This window comes from Apibacter mensalis (assembly GCF_001418685.1).
In the GTDB taxonomy this organism is placed as follows: Bacteria; Bacteroidota; Bacteroidia; order Flavobacteriales; family Weeksellaceae; genus Apibacter; species Apibacter mensalis.
The window spans coordinates 90,518-107,212 of record NZ_LIVM01000002.1; the positions used below are offsets into that span (position 1 = coordinate 90,518).

Here is a 16,695-nt window from a genome sequence, read left to right on the forward strand (position 1 = left end):
TAAAACAAAAAACCATCACATTTAATTTAATGCTGAAAATTCTATTTTTTAGCCAATTTTATTATATACTATAAATTAGTATAAATTAATATTTTTCACAATATGAAATTAAATTTTTATTTATATTCCATTATTATTCTTCATCTTATACATTAAATTGATCATACCATCAGCCAATCCAATTTTGGGAACGTGAATACGGGTAGAATGTGCAAATTTCATCACTGAACTATATATTAACAAAGCAGGAACGATTACATCAGCCCGATCGGGTTTCATATTAAATTTTTCAATTCTTTCTTCATATGTAAGGCTTTTATATAACTCGTATTGATGATGTATATAAGTCGATGAGAGGAATTTTCCTTCTTTTTTTCCCGAATTTTTAAATATAAAATTAATATTTCCTCCCGATCCTACTACATCTACAGACTTTCCTTTAGTTATTTTTGTCACCCATGGTTTAACAATATTTGTCAAATAACTTTCGTCGATCTTTTTATCCAATAATCTGACTGATCCTATAGGAAAGGATTGACTGTAATGAACTTTACCTTTATTTAATAGAGATATTTCTGTGCTTCCTCCTCCCACATCTACGAATAAGTAATAATTATCTGAGTATAAAAAATTTTTAAGATCAGTACTAAATATCACTTTTGCTTCTTCTTCTCCTGATATAATATCTATCTTTATTCCGCTTTTTTCTTTTATGTAATCTATAACATCTTTTGAGTTTGAAGCTTCTCGCATAGCTGAAGTTGCAAATGCTCTATATTTATCAACATTATAAACCTTCATCAATAGGCTATAGGCTGTCATAGCTTCATTTAATCTATTCATCGTTTTCTTGGATATTTTTTTTTCTGTAAAAACATCCTGCCCTAATCGTATAGGTACGCGTACCAAACTCGTTTTATTAAATGTTACTGTTTCCTGGGTTTCATAAATAGTATTTATTAGTAGCCGTATAGCATTAGACCCTATGTCTATAGCTGCATATGTTAGTATATTCATCATTTATTTAACTCTTTGATATATTGATAGATTGATTCTTGAGATCTGTTTTTCTTTTTTCTATTTTTTTGATACGGTTCTTCAAAGCCTTCTTTAATTAAGCGTCCTTTAACATTATCATTAAATCCTAGCTCAAAAATTTTCATAATTTCATGTTTATTTTTAATACTGGTTACCGGACAAGCTACTTCAACTCTGTAATCTAAATTTCTTGCCATAATATCAGCAGATGATATGTATATAAGGTCATCTCCACCATTCTTAAACCAATAAATTCTTGGATGTTCTAAAAATTTATCAACTACACTAATTATTTTTATATTTTCGCTTAAACCCGGTACTTGAGGAATTATTGAGCAAATCCCCCTTACCACCATCCTCACCTCTACACCCACTTTGCTAGCCTCATATAAATAATCAATTATTTCTTTATCACATATACTGTTCACTTTTATATTAATTTGTGCCGGTAAACCATTTTTCTTATTTTTTATTTCACGTTCTATGCCAAGCATGAGTTTGCGACGTATTCCCCATGGACTTACCGCTATGTCTTTATAATGTTTAACTAAATAATTTGTATTGAAAAAATCGAAAACTTGATCTACCTGTTTAACTATAGCTTCATTTGCTGTAAAAAGAGTAAAATCAGTATATAATCTTGCTGTTCCTTCATGAAAATTCCCAGTAGAAATAAATGCGTACTTAGTTGCAGCACCGCGTTGAGGTTCTCTTTCAACAATTCCAATTTTAGAATGAACTTTTAATCCGGGAACTCCAAAAATGACCTTTACTCCCTCATCCTGTAATTGTTTAGACCATTTTATATTATGAGCCTCGTCAAATCTTGCTCTTAATTCCAATACTGCAGTTACCTCTTTTCCATTTCTGGCAGCATTTAGTATAGCACTAAGAACCTGTGAATCTCCGGCAACTCTGTAAATAGTTATTTTTATTTTTTTTACCTTGGGATCTATAGCTGCACCTCTAAGAAATTTTAAAAAAACAGAGTAATCATAATAAGGAGTATAAAGTAAAGTATCTTCTTTTGCAAAAGCCTTAAAATAGTTTTTTTCACCTTTTAAAATTTTAGGAATAATCGGATCTATTTTTTTATATTCAAGATCCTGTCTACCTAAAGTAGGAAATTTCATAAAATCTTTCTTATTATGATACTTTCCTCCGGGAGCCAAACTATCGTATTCATCAAGATCAAACATTTTCTTTAAGAATTGAAGAGTTTTAGAATCTATAGTTTTATCATATACCAATCTAACCGGTAATCCCTTTAATCTTTCTTTTAAAGCCCCTGCTATGCTATCTACATAACTGACTTGCACATCATTATCTATGGATAAATCTGCATCTTTAGTTAATTTTATAGACTTACCTTCAATAGTCTCGAATTTAAAAAACTGAAATATATCTCTTAAATGATACCTGATAATATCCTCCAGAAATATTACATAATGCTTATCATTAATATCCGGTAATACCAAAAAACGTGAAAATCTATCGGAAGGTACTTCAATAAGTGCATATTGCTTATTTCCATTTTTTTTTGTCATGGTTACTATTAAATAAAAAACATTATCTCTAAGATTGATCGTTTTATCTCCTTGTTTCCAGTACAAAATTGTTAGATTATGACTTAATTTATTTTCAAAAAAATTTTGAACAAAAGGTTTTAAACTTTCAGGTAAGGTTTTATCATCTACTAACAAAGTTTTTTCTTTGGCTAATTCTTTTATGATCTGTTCATACAACTTATCATATTTTTCTTGTTGATGAGCAACTGTCATATTAATTTCTTCCAATAAGTTAACATCCTCTTGTTCCTCAACAATATTGTTATATTTTCTATTGAACTGAATCATTCGCGCTATATAGGCATATCTAACTTTATAGAATTCATCTAAATTATTCGAATATATTCCTAAAAAACGAAGCCTTTCCAATAAAGGATTTTTCTTGTCCATTGCTTCCTGAAGTACACGAGAGTTAAATTTAAGCCAACTTATTTCTCTATTGATATAACGATTATTAGATTGACCCATAACTTAAAAATTATATAATTATATTTAAAAAATTTACTTTATTTTCAAATAAATTTAAAAAAAACAACCCATAAAATCTATGGATTGCTTTCAATAATGTCGTTCAACTATTTTTTTGTTATAATGTCGTTTAAAATATTTACAGATTCTTTTAGGTTAAAATCTTTTCTCATTCCTTTATACCAATCTTCGCGCTTTGCTTTAAGGACAGTGTCTTCCTTAAACTTGACTAATTCATAGGCCGGAGCCTCAACTTTAATTTTAGCATCAAAATTTGTTTCTTTTTCAAATTCTTTTCCTTGATTAATCCTTTTTGTCATTTCCTGCATAAATTTATCATATTTAAGCGGAATTTTATCGACCTTTTCCAGTTCTTTTGTCCACTTACCTGCTTTCTCAATAGATGAAACATACGTACTACCCTTTAACCTTTCTGCACTTTTTGCTTTTAAATATTCGTAATCTATTTTCGGAGTACCTTGCCAAGTGGTGTAATTAGTTGGAGCTATTTGATCCCAAGGCAAAGCATATTCTTGAGTTTTTTCGAATATATCGGAGTAAGAAAAAATCCCAGGAATAACAATATCGGAATTAACCCCTTTCAATTGGGTAGAACTTCCGGTTATTCTGTAAAATTTCTGAATAGTTACTTTTAAAACACCGAATTTATCGTCTTTCATACCAAATCTATCTAACGGAAAAATGGTTTGTACTGTTCCTTTTCCATACGTTTGATAAGGTCCCACTACAACAGCCCTTTTATAATCTTGCATAGCTCCGGCCAGTATTTCTGATGCTGAGGCTGAAAGCTCATTGGTCATAAGAATTAATGGACCATCCCATACAATATCTTTTTCTTTACTGTTTAATACTTTAATTTTTCCACTGGTATCTTTAACTTGTACTACAGGTCCCTTTCCTATAAACAAACCGGTTATATCTACAACTTCAGATAGTGATCCTCCTCCATTGTTTCTCACATCCATGATTAAACCGGTAATTCCTTGCTTTTTTAATTCATTAATTTCTCTTTTAATATCATCGGAACAATCTCTCCCTTTACTGTTATTATCAAGATTGATATAAAATTCTGGCAGATATAAAATTCCGAATTTATTACCTTTATCGTCTGTTATAATTGCGCTTCGAACGAAAGTTTCCTGAATTTCTATTTCTTCTCTTACCAGAGAAACCGTCTTGGTGCTTCCGTCTTTTTTCTCTAAAGTTAATACTATGGTTGTTTTTTCTTCACCTCTTATTAATCGTATGGCATCATCCAACAACATCCCTACTACACTTACCGGATTACCGTTTTTACCTTGTTGCACTTTTATGATTTTATCTCCTGCCTCAATTTCCTTAGATTTCCACGCCGGACCGCCAATTACCAATTCTCTTATAGTAGGATATCCTTTAATATCTTGTAAGGTTGCTCCTATTCCAATAATTTTACCACTGATTGAACTATTAAAATTTTCTTTATCTTTAGGTGAAAAATAGGTTGTGTGGATATCAAAAACCTCTGTGTATGCATTAATAAATATAGAAAATAAATCCGATTTTTTTCTAAGTTTTATTTGTCTAAAATATTCTGACAGGTTTTCCTTTACTTTTTTTACCGCATCAGCTTGTATTTCTTCTTTTGTTTTAGGCTTTTCTATTTTTTTAATATTTTTTTCATTAACAAAATCAGTTTTTATCGGATTAACGGTATTGATACTATCTTTTTCCCTTTGGCTATTAAATATTTCTTGCAACACTCTATATTTAATATAGGATTTCCAATATTGTTTTGCTTGATCTTTATTTTTTGGAAATTTTCTTTTTTTATCGTCTGTATAAAAGTAATCATCATCAGTAAAAGTAATCGGCTTACTGAAAATATCATTAACATATTGTTCAGTTTCATCAATCCTTTTATATAACCTATCAATGGTTAATGTATAAAATGAAATATCGTTATTAATAAACATATCACTCATTTTATCTTTATATTCGGAAAACTCATCCATATCGGATTCTAAAAAATATCTTTTAAAAGGGTCTAAATCTTCCATGTATTTTTTAAAAACATCTCTCGAATAAGCCAAATCCAAATTTTTAGGAGCATAGCTTGTATAAAGCAATGTTTCTCTAACTCTTTTCATTAACTCTTTTTCTCTATCATCATGAGAAGAAGCATTAAAACAAAATACTAACAGGCTCATGGAACATAGCGATAAAAATATCCATGTCTTTTTTAAATTAAGCATCGGTTTACGTATATTATTTATAATTTTAAAAAATAAATTCAAAGATACTATATTTTTACAACTAAAAATCTTAGTTTTGTTATAAATTTTAAATTTCATTGAAATCCTATGGAAAAGCCTTTAATACTAGTAACTAATGATGACGGTATCAATGCTCCAGGTATCCGTGAACTGATTGACATAATGAATGAAATCGGTGAAGTATATGTAGTTGCTCCGGATAAACCTCAAAGTGGAATGGGACATGCTGTAACTATTCATTCCACTATTCGGGCTGAAAAAATGTATACCGAAAATGATACACGCAGAGAATGGGCTTGTAGCGGCACTCCTGTAGATTGCGTTAAATTAGCCATTGATCAATTATTACCTAGAAAACCGGACATTTGTGTTTCAGGGATTAATCATGGTTCTAATTCTTCAATTAATGTAATTTACTCAGGGACTATGTCTGCAGCAATTGAAGGAGGTATTGAAGGAATTCCATCGGTTGGTTTTTCTCTTTGCGATTTTTCTTATACTGCGAATTTTAAAGCAGCAAGAAGGCATATTAAATCTATTTGTGAAAATATTTTACAATACGGATTACCGGAAGGGATTGTTCTAAATGTGAATATTCCTAAAGCCGAAGAAAAGGATATCAAAGGGATTAAAATTTGCAGACAGGCAGTTGCGCATTGGGATGAAGAATTCGATCGTAGAATCGATCCTAAAGGAAAAACTTACTATTGGATGACCGGAAACTGGTGTAACACTGACAAGGGAGACGATACGGATGAATGGGCTTTGAATAATAATTATATAAGCATAGTTCCAACACAATATGATCTAACAGCTTATCATTTTATTGAAAAAATAAAACAATGGAATTTTAAAATAGAATAATGTAATTTAGTTATCTTTAAAAGGTATTGCATTATCTTAAAAAAATAATTTAAAAAAGATGGTTGTTATCGGTATTTGTATTTTTGCAATTTTGGGAGTAGTTTTATTTGCTATATTAAATAATAAAAAATAGAATTAATTTTATCATTTTTTCGATATCCAATCTTTAAATCCTATTAAAATTAAGGATCAAATTGCAATAAGTTATAAAGTTCTTTCTTAACATCAACTTTCTGAAGTTCTTCTTCAACTTTAGGAAATAAAAACATAGTATTAAATATTCCCAATCCGACGGTACTCCACTGATCATTATATAATATTTGTACGGTAGAAAACAGAAAATAATTTTTTCTTCGTACATGAGTATCCATCATATGAGTGATAAATTTATCGCCTAAAGACGGGAATATATTCTTACTTAAATTAGCGAAGAATTTAATATTGGGATCTTTCGTTTTTATTAATTCATCATCCATTTTTTGATTCACTATAGATATAAACTTCCCCTTTATAAATGTTCTATGCATCTCATTATCAGGATTAGTAAAAAAAAGTATGCCAGCCAGTATAATAAAAACAGGAGTAAACAGATATCTTAGTTTCATAACTATATAAATAAACTGTTACAAATTTACTCTAAATTTATAAAAACCTATTTATAACCAACTTAATTTACACTTATATTATCGTATTTACAAAAAAAATTACCTAACAAGATTGGCATTCATTTTTTAAATAAAAATTTTAATAAAACTGTCGCATTGCACTGATTAACAAAATAATTCTACGATAGGTTAAATAAAAAATTCCACTTTTAATTTAAAAAAACTCATATTTTTGTGTAAATATTATTCGAAAATGGGTAACTATAATTTTGATCAAATTATAAACAGAAAAAATACAGATTCGCTAAAATTCAGAGCACTAAAAGAAAGATTCGGAAGAGAAGATCTAATTCCTCTCTGGGTTGCAGATATGGATTTTCAATCTCCACAGGAATTAGTGGATGCTATGGTTGAAAGATCAAAGAACGGAATTTTTGGATATCCTTTTGTTTCAAAAGAATATTATCAATCAATTTCTAATTGGCAATGGCAACAACATCAGTGGAAAGTTAGCGAAGAAGAGATTAGTTATTTACCCGGTGTAGTAAAAGGAATTGCGTTCGCTATTGATGTTTTTTCTGACAAAGGTGACCAAATTATTATTCAACCACCCGTTTACCATCCTTTTCGAATTATTACTCAATTACACGAAAGAGAGGTCGTTATTAATCCTTTAATTTTAGAGGAAGATCAATACAGAATGGATTTGGATGGATTGGAAAAATTAATAACAAACAAATGTAAAATTTTATTACTATCAAATCCTCATAATCCAGGAGGAAGGGTTTGGAATCGGGAAGAGCTGAAAAAACTTGCAGAAATATGCTATAAAAATAAAGTTTTGGTTATCTCGGATGAAATTCATTCCGATCTTGTTCTTTTTGGTAATAAGCATATTCCTTTTGCAACGGTTTCCAAGGAAGCAGAACAAAACAGTATTATCTTAAGTGCACCTTCTAAAACATTTAATATTGCCGGTTTGGTAACCTCCTATTCTATAATTAAAAATAAAAATTTAAGAGAGCGCTATCATAAATATTTAGTTAGTAATGAGTTGAATCAGGGAAATATTTTTGCCTATATGGCAATACAGATTGCTTATGAAAAAGGGGAAGATTGGATGAATGAATTAAAGCATTATATAGAAGAAAATATAAAATTTGTTGATAAGTATTTAAAAGCAAATTTTCCAAGAATAAAGGTTGTATTACCGGAAGCATCTTTTCTTATCTGGTTGGATTGTCGAGAATTAAAGCTTTCCCAAAAAGAATTAAATTCTTTTTTTATAAATAAAGCCCGTTTAGCGCTCAATGATGGAGCCATGTTTGGTAAAGAAGGAATAGGATTTATGAGGATGAATGTAGGATGCCCTCGTACTACATTGGAAAAAGCTTTGAAACAACTAATGGATGCCACCCATTCACTATTTTAAATTAAATTTTATTGACTTAACAATCAACTAATTTATAATTAAAATAAATTAAAACCTCATAACTTAAATTTATATTCACAGTGTATCACTGAATTAGATCAAAATTCAATAATTTATGTTAAAAATCATATAAATAAAAAATGATAAATTGCTTAGTTTTATCCTTGAAAAAGAAGTTATATGAAAAACATTTATATTATATTACTAACTTTTATCTTATTAACACCAATTATTGTTAACTCTCATATTTTAAGTTTAAATGTATTAGTTACAACTAATGAATTAAATCAAAAAAATTTATCGCTATCAGATTTTAATGAAATTAAATCAAAAAAAACTAGACAAGAAACATCAAACTCTACTAATAAAAATAATGCCCCTGTCAAATTTATTACACAATTAGGCTTATTATTAATTATTATTTATTTTGGAATAAAAAAAGGGGGAGTTTCATTAGGTTTATTAGGAGGTTTGGGAGTAGCAATTTTAGTTTTATTATTCAGAGATTCACCCGGATTCCCCCCTATTGATGTAATGCTAATTATCCTGGCTGTAGTTACCGCCTCATCGACGTTAGAAGCCACCGGAGCATTAGGTATGTTGGTAAATTTTGCAGAGAGAATTTTACGTAAAAACCCAAAATATATTGTTTATTTAGCTCCGCTATCCACTTTTTTATTAACCATGCTCGTGGGAACCGGACATGCAGTTTATCCTTTACTACCGGTTATATACGATGTATCTTTTAAGCAAAAAATAAGGCCGGAAAGACCTATGGCTGTAGCCTCTATAGCCAGTCAAATGGGAATCACGGCCAGTCCGATTGCAGCTGCCACAGCAGCAATGATAGGAGTAGCATATAAAGCAGGAATTACCATAAACTTAATTGACATTTTATTAGTTACTGCTCCTTCTTGTTTTATAGGGGTTATGTTAGCTGCAACTTGGAGTTTAAACAGAGGTAAAGACCTCTATAAAGATCCTATGTTTTTAAAAAAAATGGAAGATCCCGATATGAAAGCTTATATTGTAGGTGATTTAGAAAGATCAGTAAATATAAAACCTTCAAAAGATGCCAAAATTTCTTTAAGCTTATTTTTTATTGGAATCTTATTTATTATACTAATTGCATTATTTCCTGATTTGATTTTACCGAAAAATAACGGTAAAACTATACCCATGACCAGCGTATTGCAATTTACTATGTTAGGAGTAGGCGCTTTAATTGTACTAATAACCCGAGTTAAAGCTAAATCGATATCGGATACCAAAGTCTTTAATGCAGGAATGATTGCTGTAATAATGATTTTCGGTATTGCCTGGATGAGTGAAACTGTAATAAAAAATAATGAAACCTACTTATTATCTTTAATAAGTAATATGGTAAAAGAACGCCCTTGGACCTTTGCCATAGCCATGTTCTGTGTGTCCATGTTTTTAAAAAGTCAGGCAGCCACCCTCTTAGTCATGATGCCCATAGGATTTATGTTAGACATACCTGTGTCTATTTTAATCGGATGCATTCCAGCTTCTTACGCTTATTTCTTTTTTGCTTTTTATCCTTCGGATTTAGCCGCAATAAATTTTGATAGAACAGGAACCACACATATCGGTAAATATATTCTTAACCATAGTTTTATGATTCCGGGATTAATTGGTGTAATTTCAGCAACTGCAATAGCATTGTTTTTATCCAACTATGTAGTCAACTAATTGCTTGAAATTTCTAAATTCAAAAAATTGATAACCTCTTCTATAGAAGTAAAGCAATACTCAATTTCATTCTTATCAATTAGATGAAATATAGAATTTTTTTCAACTATTTGGATGGGAGCTTGATCGGAAATAGTAAAATTATTTTTTATCAGGGCTTTTTTTAACCAATAAATAGCTGGTGAATTGTTATTTATTTGTATAATTTTATGATTATGAGAATTTAAAAAACAATATTCATTAGCCTGATAATCAAACCGTACATTATCATTGGTAAAATAATCAAATAGATTGTGCTTAATAGCAATATCTTCAGTAAATCCTGTATGTAAAAAATTATCTTTTATAAACCATAACTGATCAGATATAGCAAGGCCTAAAGCTAAATCATGAGAAGTAAGTAAAATGGATTTTCCTTGATCACGAGCATAAGCTTTGATAATTCTCATTATTTCCAATTTATTATTTATATCTAAATGTGAAGTAGGTTCATCTAAAATCAACAATGGGCTATTTTGAACTAAAGCCCTGGCAATCATTACCTTTTGAAGATTCCCATCGGAAAGATTAGTAATATAATATTCCCTATATTGGTTAAGATTCAAAATTCGTAATATATGGTTAATACCATCCATCTCCATTTTTGTAAGTCTTTGATACCATTTTTTATAAGGATACCTACCCAAAGCGACTAAATCAAATACACGTAATGAGGGATTAATTGGATTATGTGAAAGAACTACCGCGATGTGCTTGCCTATTTCCATAGGAGAAATTTCAGAAATGTTTTTACCCTCTATTTTTATCTTTCCCTTTAACAAAGGAATTTCACCATAAATAGATTTCAATAAAGTTGTCTTTCCACTTCCATTTTTGCCTACTAATAATATAATTTCTCCTTTTTTAATTGTTGTATTTATCCCGGAAAGAATCGGTGATTGATAACCTATGGAAAGATTATTAATTTCAAGTATAGGATTACTATTTTTTTCCAAACGATTAATTTTTAACTCTGTATTTTAAAATGATAAATAATATGGTAGGTACTCCAATCAAAGAGGAAAGTATATTTACAGGCAATTGCGTATAACTCATGATAAGGCTTACCAATAACATGAATCCGATCCCGGTTAAAATATTTAAATTAATTTGCATCCAAAGCGCTGCCGGATTCCATATCTGTCGGCAAAAATGTGGAATAATAATACCAACAAATACTATTGGCCCCAACATAGCAGTTGTACTTCCTGTGAGTAAACAAACTGCTATCAATATATTAACTTTAAGTTTAGTCATATTTACACCTAAAACCTTTGCATATTCTTCCCCCATGAGAAAACCTATTAATTTTTCTACCGATATAAAAGCCGAAAGCAAGCCTATTATTGTGCAAATTGTAAAAACTAAAACTTGTTTTCCGGATAATCCTTCAAATGAGCCAAAAGACCAATATACATATTGTTTAAGGGATTCAGATTGTGAATAAAATTGTAAAGTACTGATCAAGGAGCCGCTAAATGAAGATAAAAGAAAACCAATAATAATAAATGTGGAAACATTTTTTATTCCTCTAGCAATAAATAACAACAATAGTGAAGTTAGCAACGCTCCAACAAAAGCACTTACTATTAGTAACCATCCACTTAACCATTGATAATGTAACAAGACAACGCCTCCGCCTGAGAAAATTACCAAGGCAACTGCTAATGCAGAGGCTGATGTTATCCCTAAAACAGAGGGTTCTGCCAATGGATTTTTAAATAATTCTTGAAGTAAAAATCCGCTTACTGGCAATGAGATTCCTGCCAATACTACAGCTAAAGCTCTGTTAAATCGATAAGATATGATTAAATTTTTAGTCTCTTCTTGAGTAAAAAAAAGATCATATAAAGTTATATTTTCAAATCCTGTCAATAAATTAACCATAAATAACAATATACAACTTATCAAAAGTATAATTATAAGCAGCATAAACCTTTTTGAAAACATACATACAAATATAAAAAACAACCCAATCATTTGTGGAGAATAATCTATTAAATTCTCTAATCAAATTAGTACTTTTGCAATGAATTTTTAACCATATGCCTGATTATATTGAATTTTTTATTGAATTATTAGGTCCTGAACATTGTTTCAACGACGAGCAAAGTCTTGAATATTATTCACATGATCATACTGAAAATTTAAGATTTAAACCTTCATTGGTCGTTAAACCTAAAAACGCGGAAGAAATTTCTCAAATAGTTAAATTCTGTAATGAAAAAAATATACCTATTACGACCAGATCCGGAGGAACCGGACTTATGGGAGGAGCTTTACCAATAAACGGAGGTATCGTTTTATCCGTGGAAAGACTTAATAAAATAATAGATATTGACACTCAAAACTTTCAAGCGACCGTTGAAGCAGGGGTTATAAATTTTCAACTTCAACAAGCATTAGAACCGTACGGGTTATTCTACGGTCCGGACCCATCCAGTTGGGGCAGCTCTTATATAGGAGGAAATATAGCGACTAATGCCGGAGGATTACGAGCCGTGAAATATGGTGTAACTGCTGCTGCTGTATTGAATTTGGAAGTAGTTCTCCCTAATGGAGAAATCATATGGACGGGAGCCAATACTCTTAAAAATTCAACCGGGTATAATCTTACCCAATTGTTTGTTGGTAGCGAAGGTACGTTAGGAATAATTACTAAAGCCGTTTTGAAAATACTTACCAAACCCAAAACAGACATTACGTTACTAATTCCCTTTCATCACCTTGAAGATTCGGCAAAGGCTGTAACTGAAGTTTTTAAAAGCGGACTGATCCCCTGCTCACTTGAACTTATGGAAAGAAATGCCTTGGAACAAACATTATTGCATTTAGAAGAAAATTCTATTTCTTTACAGAAGAATGTTCAAGCACATTTATTAATTAATTTTGATGGTAATTCTCATGAAGAATTGTTACCCTTGATGGAAAAAACTATAGATGTTATTAAACATTACCCCACTGAAGAAATTTATTTTGCCGACAATGAAATAGACAAAAATCGTTTATGGGAATTGAGAAGAAAAGTTTCTGAAATTGTAAAATTAAACGGATATACCATAGAAGAAGACACCGTAGTACCAAGAGCAAAGTTACCTGATTTAATAAAATTTGCTCATCAATTAGCAGAAAAAAATAACATGAAAGTAGTATGCTACGGACATGCAGGAGATGGTAATTTACACATGAGATTCAACCATCCCGAATATAAAAACTCATACCAAAATCCCAACATTAATGCCATGCTTAAGGAACTATTTGAGTATATCCATATGCTTGGAGGAACTATTTCCGGAGAACATGGAATTGGATTGCTTCAAAAACCTTTCTTGCCCATTGTTTTTTCAAAGGCAAATCTGTTAATACAAAAAAACATAAAAAAAGCTATAGATCCTAAAAACATTATGAATCCTGGAAAATTAATCCCCGATTAAAATAATCCGAATTCTATTTATGTAACAAAATATTTAATGTAATTACTTATAATTTAATAACTAAACTTGTGAAAAAAATTGAATTAGAATTTTCGAAATTAATTGAAAAAAATCAGGGAATTATTTATAAAGTTTGCAGAATTTATGCAAACAATGAAGAAGATTCTCAAGACTTATTTCAAGAAATTCTATTACAACTTTGGAAATCATATAAAAGTTTTCAGGGAAATTCTAAATTCACTACATGGATGTATAGAGTTGCACTAAATACAGCTATTACGCTTTTTAGAAAATCAACTAAAAGCATCAATACTCAAGAGATTGATAACACCTTATATAAAATCTCTGAAAACGATGATTTTAGCGAAAAACAAGAGCAAATTAATAGACTTTACGAGGCTATTAAAAAACTTTCTGAAATAGAGCGAGCATTAGTATTGCTATATTTAGAAGATTTATCCTATAGAGAAATTTCTGAAACACTGGGTATTACAGAAGTCAATGCTCGTGTAAAGATGAATCGCGTTAAAACCAAATTAAAAGAAATAATGAATAAAAATGAAGAATGAATTGGATATAGACAGTCTAAAAAAATCTTGGCAAAAGCAAACTGAGACTAATCAATATTCTCAGGCAGAATTACTATTGATGCTTAATAAAAAATCCCGTAACAATGTTAAATACATTGTTATCATAAGTATTATTGAATTTATAATTTTAATGACCTCACTCCTTTTTACTGCAGCGGATATGAATCTTATCATGCCAAACTTGGGAGGTGAAGCTCTAAAAGTTTATATTCGTAATTATCACATAAGTAGGTTGCTCATCTATTTTAATCTAATTACCTCTATTGGATTTATCTTTTATTTCTACAGATGCTATAAAAAAATTAATCTCCTGTACTCTACTAAAGATCTAATTAACAATATATTAAGATTTAGAAAAAGTGTAAATTGGTTTATTATCATTAATATTTTTCTAGGATTACTTATACTTATTTTAACCGGTTTTTATGAATTCATGTATGGAAAAAGATTGGGTCGAGGATTTAATTCAACAGATATTTTAGACATTGACCAAATTCAACTAAATTTTTCTTATCCTGAAAATATATTTGTATTTATTATCATTTGCATAATTTTATTTTTAATAATCATTGCATATTATTTACTAATTTATGGGATATTACTTAAAAAATTAAAGAAAAATCTTAAAGAAATTCAAAAATTGGAAAAAGTTAACTAATGATTTATTATAAATACATAAGGTAGACACTTACAACAAAAGCTATTACAAAATCATATACAATATACTATTTGTTTATGATTTTTTTTTAACTTAAAAATTGTACTTTTGCATATATTAGTTGGAAAAAAATGAATCAAAACACTCAGTATACCGAGGATAATATTAAAACTCTTGAATGGCAGGAGCATATACGTATCCGTCCGGGAATGTATATTGGTAAATTAGGTGACGGTTCTTCCCCTGATGATGGTATCTATATTCTATTAAAAGAGATTATAGATAATTCCATTGATGAATACGTAATGGGGGCTGGTAGAAAAATTGATCTTTCTCTTGATAATACTATAGTAAAAATAAGAGACTATGGAAGAGGAATTCCTTTAGGAAAAATGGTTGATGCGGTTTCCAAAATGAATACGGGAGGAAAATACGATTCCAGAGCGTTTAAAAAATCTGTAGGACTGAACGGAGTGGGTACTAAAGCTGTCAATGCACTATCATCCTATTTTAAAGTAAAATCCATTCGTGATGGGTTTTCACGATATGCTGAGTTTTCGAAAGGAGTGCTTACCTACGAAAGTCCTCAAATAGAATCCAAAGAAAGAAAAGGTACTGAAATTTCTTTTGAACCGGACTTTTCCATATTCGGAAATTTTAAGTTTAGGAAAGAATATATAGACAAAATGCTTAAAAATTATGTCTATCTCAATCCCGGGTTAAAAATTTTCTTAAATGGAGAAGAATACTTTTCGGAAAATGGTTTGCAGGACTTACTTCAAGATAATATAGAAGGAGATACCATCTATCCCATCATACATTTAAAAGATGAGGATATAGAAGTAGCTTTCACTCATAGCGAACGTTCTCAATCAGAAGCATACTTTTCATTTGTCAACGGGCAGCATACTACACAAGGGGGAACTCATTTAAATGCTTTTAAGGAAGCCTTTGTAAAAACTATACGCGAATTCTATAATAAAAATTATGATGCTTCCGATATTAGAAAATCAATAATAGCAGCAGTCTCGATTAAAATCATCGAACCAGTATTCGAATCACAAACTAAAACTAAATTGGGAAGCAGTGAAATGGGCCCTGATTTACCTACAATTCGAACCTATATAAATGATTTTCTAAAAAAGCATTTAGATAATTTTTTACATAAAAATTCGGAGGCAGCAGAAGCCTTGCAAAGAAAGATTATTATTTCCGAAAAAGAAAGAAAAGAACTTTCCGGCATTCAAAAATTGGCAAGAGAAAGAGCAAAAAAAGTAAGCTTACATAATAAAAAATTAAGAGATTGTCGTCAACATTATAATGATCAAAAGTCCCAAAGAAAACTGGAATCCACTATATTTATCACGGAAGGAGATTCTGCTTCAGGATCCATAACCAAGAGTAGAGACGTGGAAACACAAGCTGTATTCAGTCTTCGTGGGAAACCATTAAATTGTTACGGATTAACCAAGAAAATAGTATATGAAAATGAGGAATTTAATTTACTTCAATCTGCATTAAATATTGAAATCAGTTTAGAAGATTTAAGATACAATAATGTGGTAATTGCAACTGATGCAGATGTTGATGGAATGCACATTAGGTTGCTTATGATTACTTTTTTCTTACAATTTTTTCCGGATTTGATCAAGAACGGACATTTATATATTCTCCAAACTCCTTTATTTAGAGTTCGAAATAAAAAAGAAACACGGTATTGCTATACAGATGAAGAACGATTAAAAGCAATCCACGAGTTAGGAAAAAATCCGGAAATAACTCGTTTTAAAGGCTTGGGGGAAATTTCACCTGATGAATTTAAAAATTTTATTGGTAAAGATATTAAACTTGAGCCCGTTATGCTAAGTAAAAATACTCCCATAGAAGAACTATTAGACTTTTATATGGGAAAAAATACTCAAACCAGACAAGAATTTATAATCAATAATTTAGTAATTGATAATTTTTAGTGGTATAAACTAAAAAACATATGTGAAGAATGACTTAAAAGCT

The 16,695-nt window shown here is 30.0% G+C and carries 13 protein-coding genes; 7 read left to right on the forward strand and 6 right to left on the reverse strand.

The features are described 5' to 3' along the window. Positions 1-120: 120 nt before the first annotated feature. The 3 genes from ASC36_RS01735 to ASC36_RS01745 all read right to left on the reverse strand — a co-directional run bounded on the left by ASC36_RS01735 (position 121) and on the right by ASC36_RS01745 (position 5,281). Positions 121-1,017, reverse strand: coding sequence for a Ppx/GppA phosphatase family protein (locus ASC36_RS01735; protein WP_317038626.1), 897 nt, complete (start codon positions 1,015-1,017; stop codon positions 121-123). Continuing rightward, a complete protein-coding gene (ppk1, locus tag ASC36_RS01740) occupies positions 1,017-3,074 on the reverse strand; it encodes a polyphosphate kinase 1 (protein WP_055424765.1) in 2,058 nt (685 codons plus the stop codon). The genes ASC36_RS01735 and ppk1 overlap by 1 nt, the downstream gene beginning before the upstream one ends. A 107-nt stretch (positions 3,075-3,181) precedes the next feature. Next, a complete protein-coding gene (locus ASC36_RS01745; protein WP_055424766.1) occupies positions 3,182-5,281 on the reverse strand; it encodes a carboxy terminal-processing peptidase in 2,100 nt (699 codons plus the stop codon). A gap of 153 nt (positions 5,282-5,434) precedes the next feature. On the opposite strand from ASC36_RS01745, the gene surE reads away from it, so the two are divergent. Further along, on the forward strand, positions 5,435-6,211 hold the full coding sequence (gene surE / locus ASC36_RS01750) for a 5'/3'-nucleotidase SurE (protein WP_055424767.1): 777 nt from the start codon (positions 5,435-5,437) through the stop codon (positions 6,209-6,211). A gap of 182 nt (positions 6,212-6,393) precedes the next feature. On the opposite strand, the gene ASC36_RS01755 is transcribed toward surE, so the two are convergent. After that, positions 6,394-6,816, reverse strand: coding sequence for a DUF4359 domain-containing protein (locus ASC36_RS01755; RefSeq protein ID WP_055424768.1), 423 nt, complete (start codon positions 6,814-6,816; stop codon positions 6,394-6,396). 253 nt (positions 6,817-7,069) lie between these two features. Between ASC36_RS01755 and ASC36_RS01760 the strand changes: the two genes are divergently transcribed. Then, entirely contained in the window at positions 7,070-8,248 is a 1,179-nt protein-coding gene (locus ASC36_RS01760; RefSeq protein ID WP_055424769.1) for a MalY/PatB family protein, read from the forward strand. Between the two features lie 180 nt (positions 8,249-8,428). After that, on the forward strand, positions 8,429-9,961 hold the full coding sequence (locus ASC36_RS01765; protein WP_082435373.1) for an anaerobic C4-dicarboxylate transporter: 1,533 nt from the start codon (positions 8,429-8,431) through the stop codon (positions 9,959-9,961). On the opposite strand, the gene ASC36_RS01770 is transcribed toward ASC36_RS01765, so the two are convergent. Together ASC36_RS01770 and ASC36_RS01775 are read right to left on the reverse strand one after the other, a co-directional pair. Next, on the reverse strand, positions 9,958-10,956 hold the full coding sequence (locus tag ASC36_RS01770) for an ABC transporter ATP-binding protein (RefSeq protein WP_055424770.1): 999 nt from the start codon (positions 10,954-10,956) through the stop codon (positions 9,958-9,960). The two genes, ASC36_RS01765 and ASC36_RS01770, sit on opposite strands and share 4 nt — an antisense overlap. A gap of 4 nt (positions 10,957-10,960) precedes the next feature. After that, positions 10,961-11,980 (reverse strand): FecCD family ABC transporter permease, encoded by a 1,020-nt coding sequence (locus ASC36_RS01775; protein ID WP_082435375.1) that lies wholly within the window; start codon positions 11,978-11,980, stop codon positions 10,961-10,963. A gap of 65 nt (positions 11,981-12,045) precedes the next feature. On the opposite strand from ASC36_RS01775, the gene ASC36_RS01780 reads away from it, so the two are divergent. The 4 genes from ASC36_RS01780 to ASC36_RS01795 all read left to right on the forward strand — a co-directional run bounded on the left by ASC36_RS01780 (position 12,046) and on the right by ASC36_RS01795 (position 16,652). Continuing rightward, complete coding sequence (locus tag ASC36_RS01780) at positions 12,046-13,434, forward strand: FAD-binding oxidoreductase (RefSeq protein WP_055424772.1); 1,389 nt, start codon at positions 12,046-12,048, stop codon at positions 13,432-13,434. Positions 13,435-13,502: 68 nt separating this feature from the next. Next, complete coding sequence (locus ASC36_RS01785; protein WP_245630717.1) at positions 13,503-14,003, forward strand: RNA polymerase sigma factor; 501 nt, start codon at positions 13,503-13,505, stop codon at positions 14,001-14,003. Continuing rightward, positions 13,993-14,682 (forward strand): hypothetical protein, encoded by a 690-nt coding sequence (locus ASC36_RS01790; RefSeq protein ID WP_055424774.1) that lies wholly within the window; start codon positions 13,993-13,995, stop codon positions 14,680-14,682. The genes ASC36_RS01785 and ASC36_RS01790 overlap by 11 nt, the downstream gene beginning before the upstream one ends. Before the next feature lie 131 nt (positions 14,683-14,813). Then, complete coding sequence (locus ASC36_RS01795; RefSeq protein ID WP_055424775.1) at positions 14,814-16,652, forward strand: DNA topoisomerase IV subunit B; 1,839 nt, start codon at positions 14,814-14,816, stop codon at positions 16,650-16,652. Positions 16,653-16,695 lie beyond the last annotated feature (43 nt).

What these genes read in the sequence shown, in the direction of transcription:
- ASC36_RS01735 (WP_317038626.1), bottom strand. Translation starts at nt 1,017, where the DNA reads ATGAATATACTAACATATGCAGCTATAGACATAGGGTCTAATGCTATA.
- ppk1 (WP_055424765.1), bottom strand. Translation starts at nt 3,074, where the DNA reads ATGGGTCAATCTAATAATCGTTATATCAATAGAGAAATAAGTTGGCTT.
- ASC36_RS01745 (WP_055424766.1), bottom strand. Translation starts at nt 5,281, where the DNA reads ATGAGCCTGTTAGTATTTTGTTTTAATGCTTCTTCTCATGATGATAGA.
- surE (WP_055424767.1), top strand. Translation starts at nt 5,435, where the DNA reads ATGGAAAAGCCTTTAATACTAGTAACTAATGATGACGGTATCAATGCT.
- ASC36_RS01755 (WP_055424768.1), bottom strand. Translation starts at nt 6,816, where the DNA reads ATGAAACTAAGATATCTGTTTACTCCTGTTTTTATTATACTGGCTGGC.
- ASC36_RS01760 (WP_055424769.1), top strand. Translation starts at nt 7,070, where the DNA reads ATGGGTAACTATAATTTTGATCAAATTATAAACAGAAAAAATACAGAT.
- ASC36_RS01765 (WP_082435373.1), top strand. Translation starts at nt 8,429, where the DNA reads ATGAAAAACATTTATATTATATTACTAACTTTTATCTTATTAACACCA.
- ASC36_RS01775 (WP_082435375.1), bottom strand. Translation starts at nt 11,980, where the DNA reads ATGATTGGGTTGTTTTTTATATTTGTATGTATGTTTTCAAAAAGGTTT.
- ASC36_RS01780 (WP_055424772.1), top strand. Translation starts at nt 12,046, where the DNA reads ATGCCTGATTATATTGAATTTTTTATTGAATTATTAGGTCCTGAACAT.
- ASC36_RS01790 (WP_055424774.1), top strand. Translation starts at nt 13,993, where the DNA reads ATGAAGAATGAATTGGATATAGACAGTCTAAAAAAATCTTGGCAAAAG.
- ASC36_RS01795 (WP_055424775.1), top strand. Translation starts at nt 14,814, where the DNA reads ATGAATCAAAACACTCAGTATACCGAGGATAATATTAAAACTCTTGAA.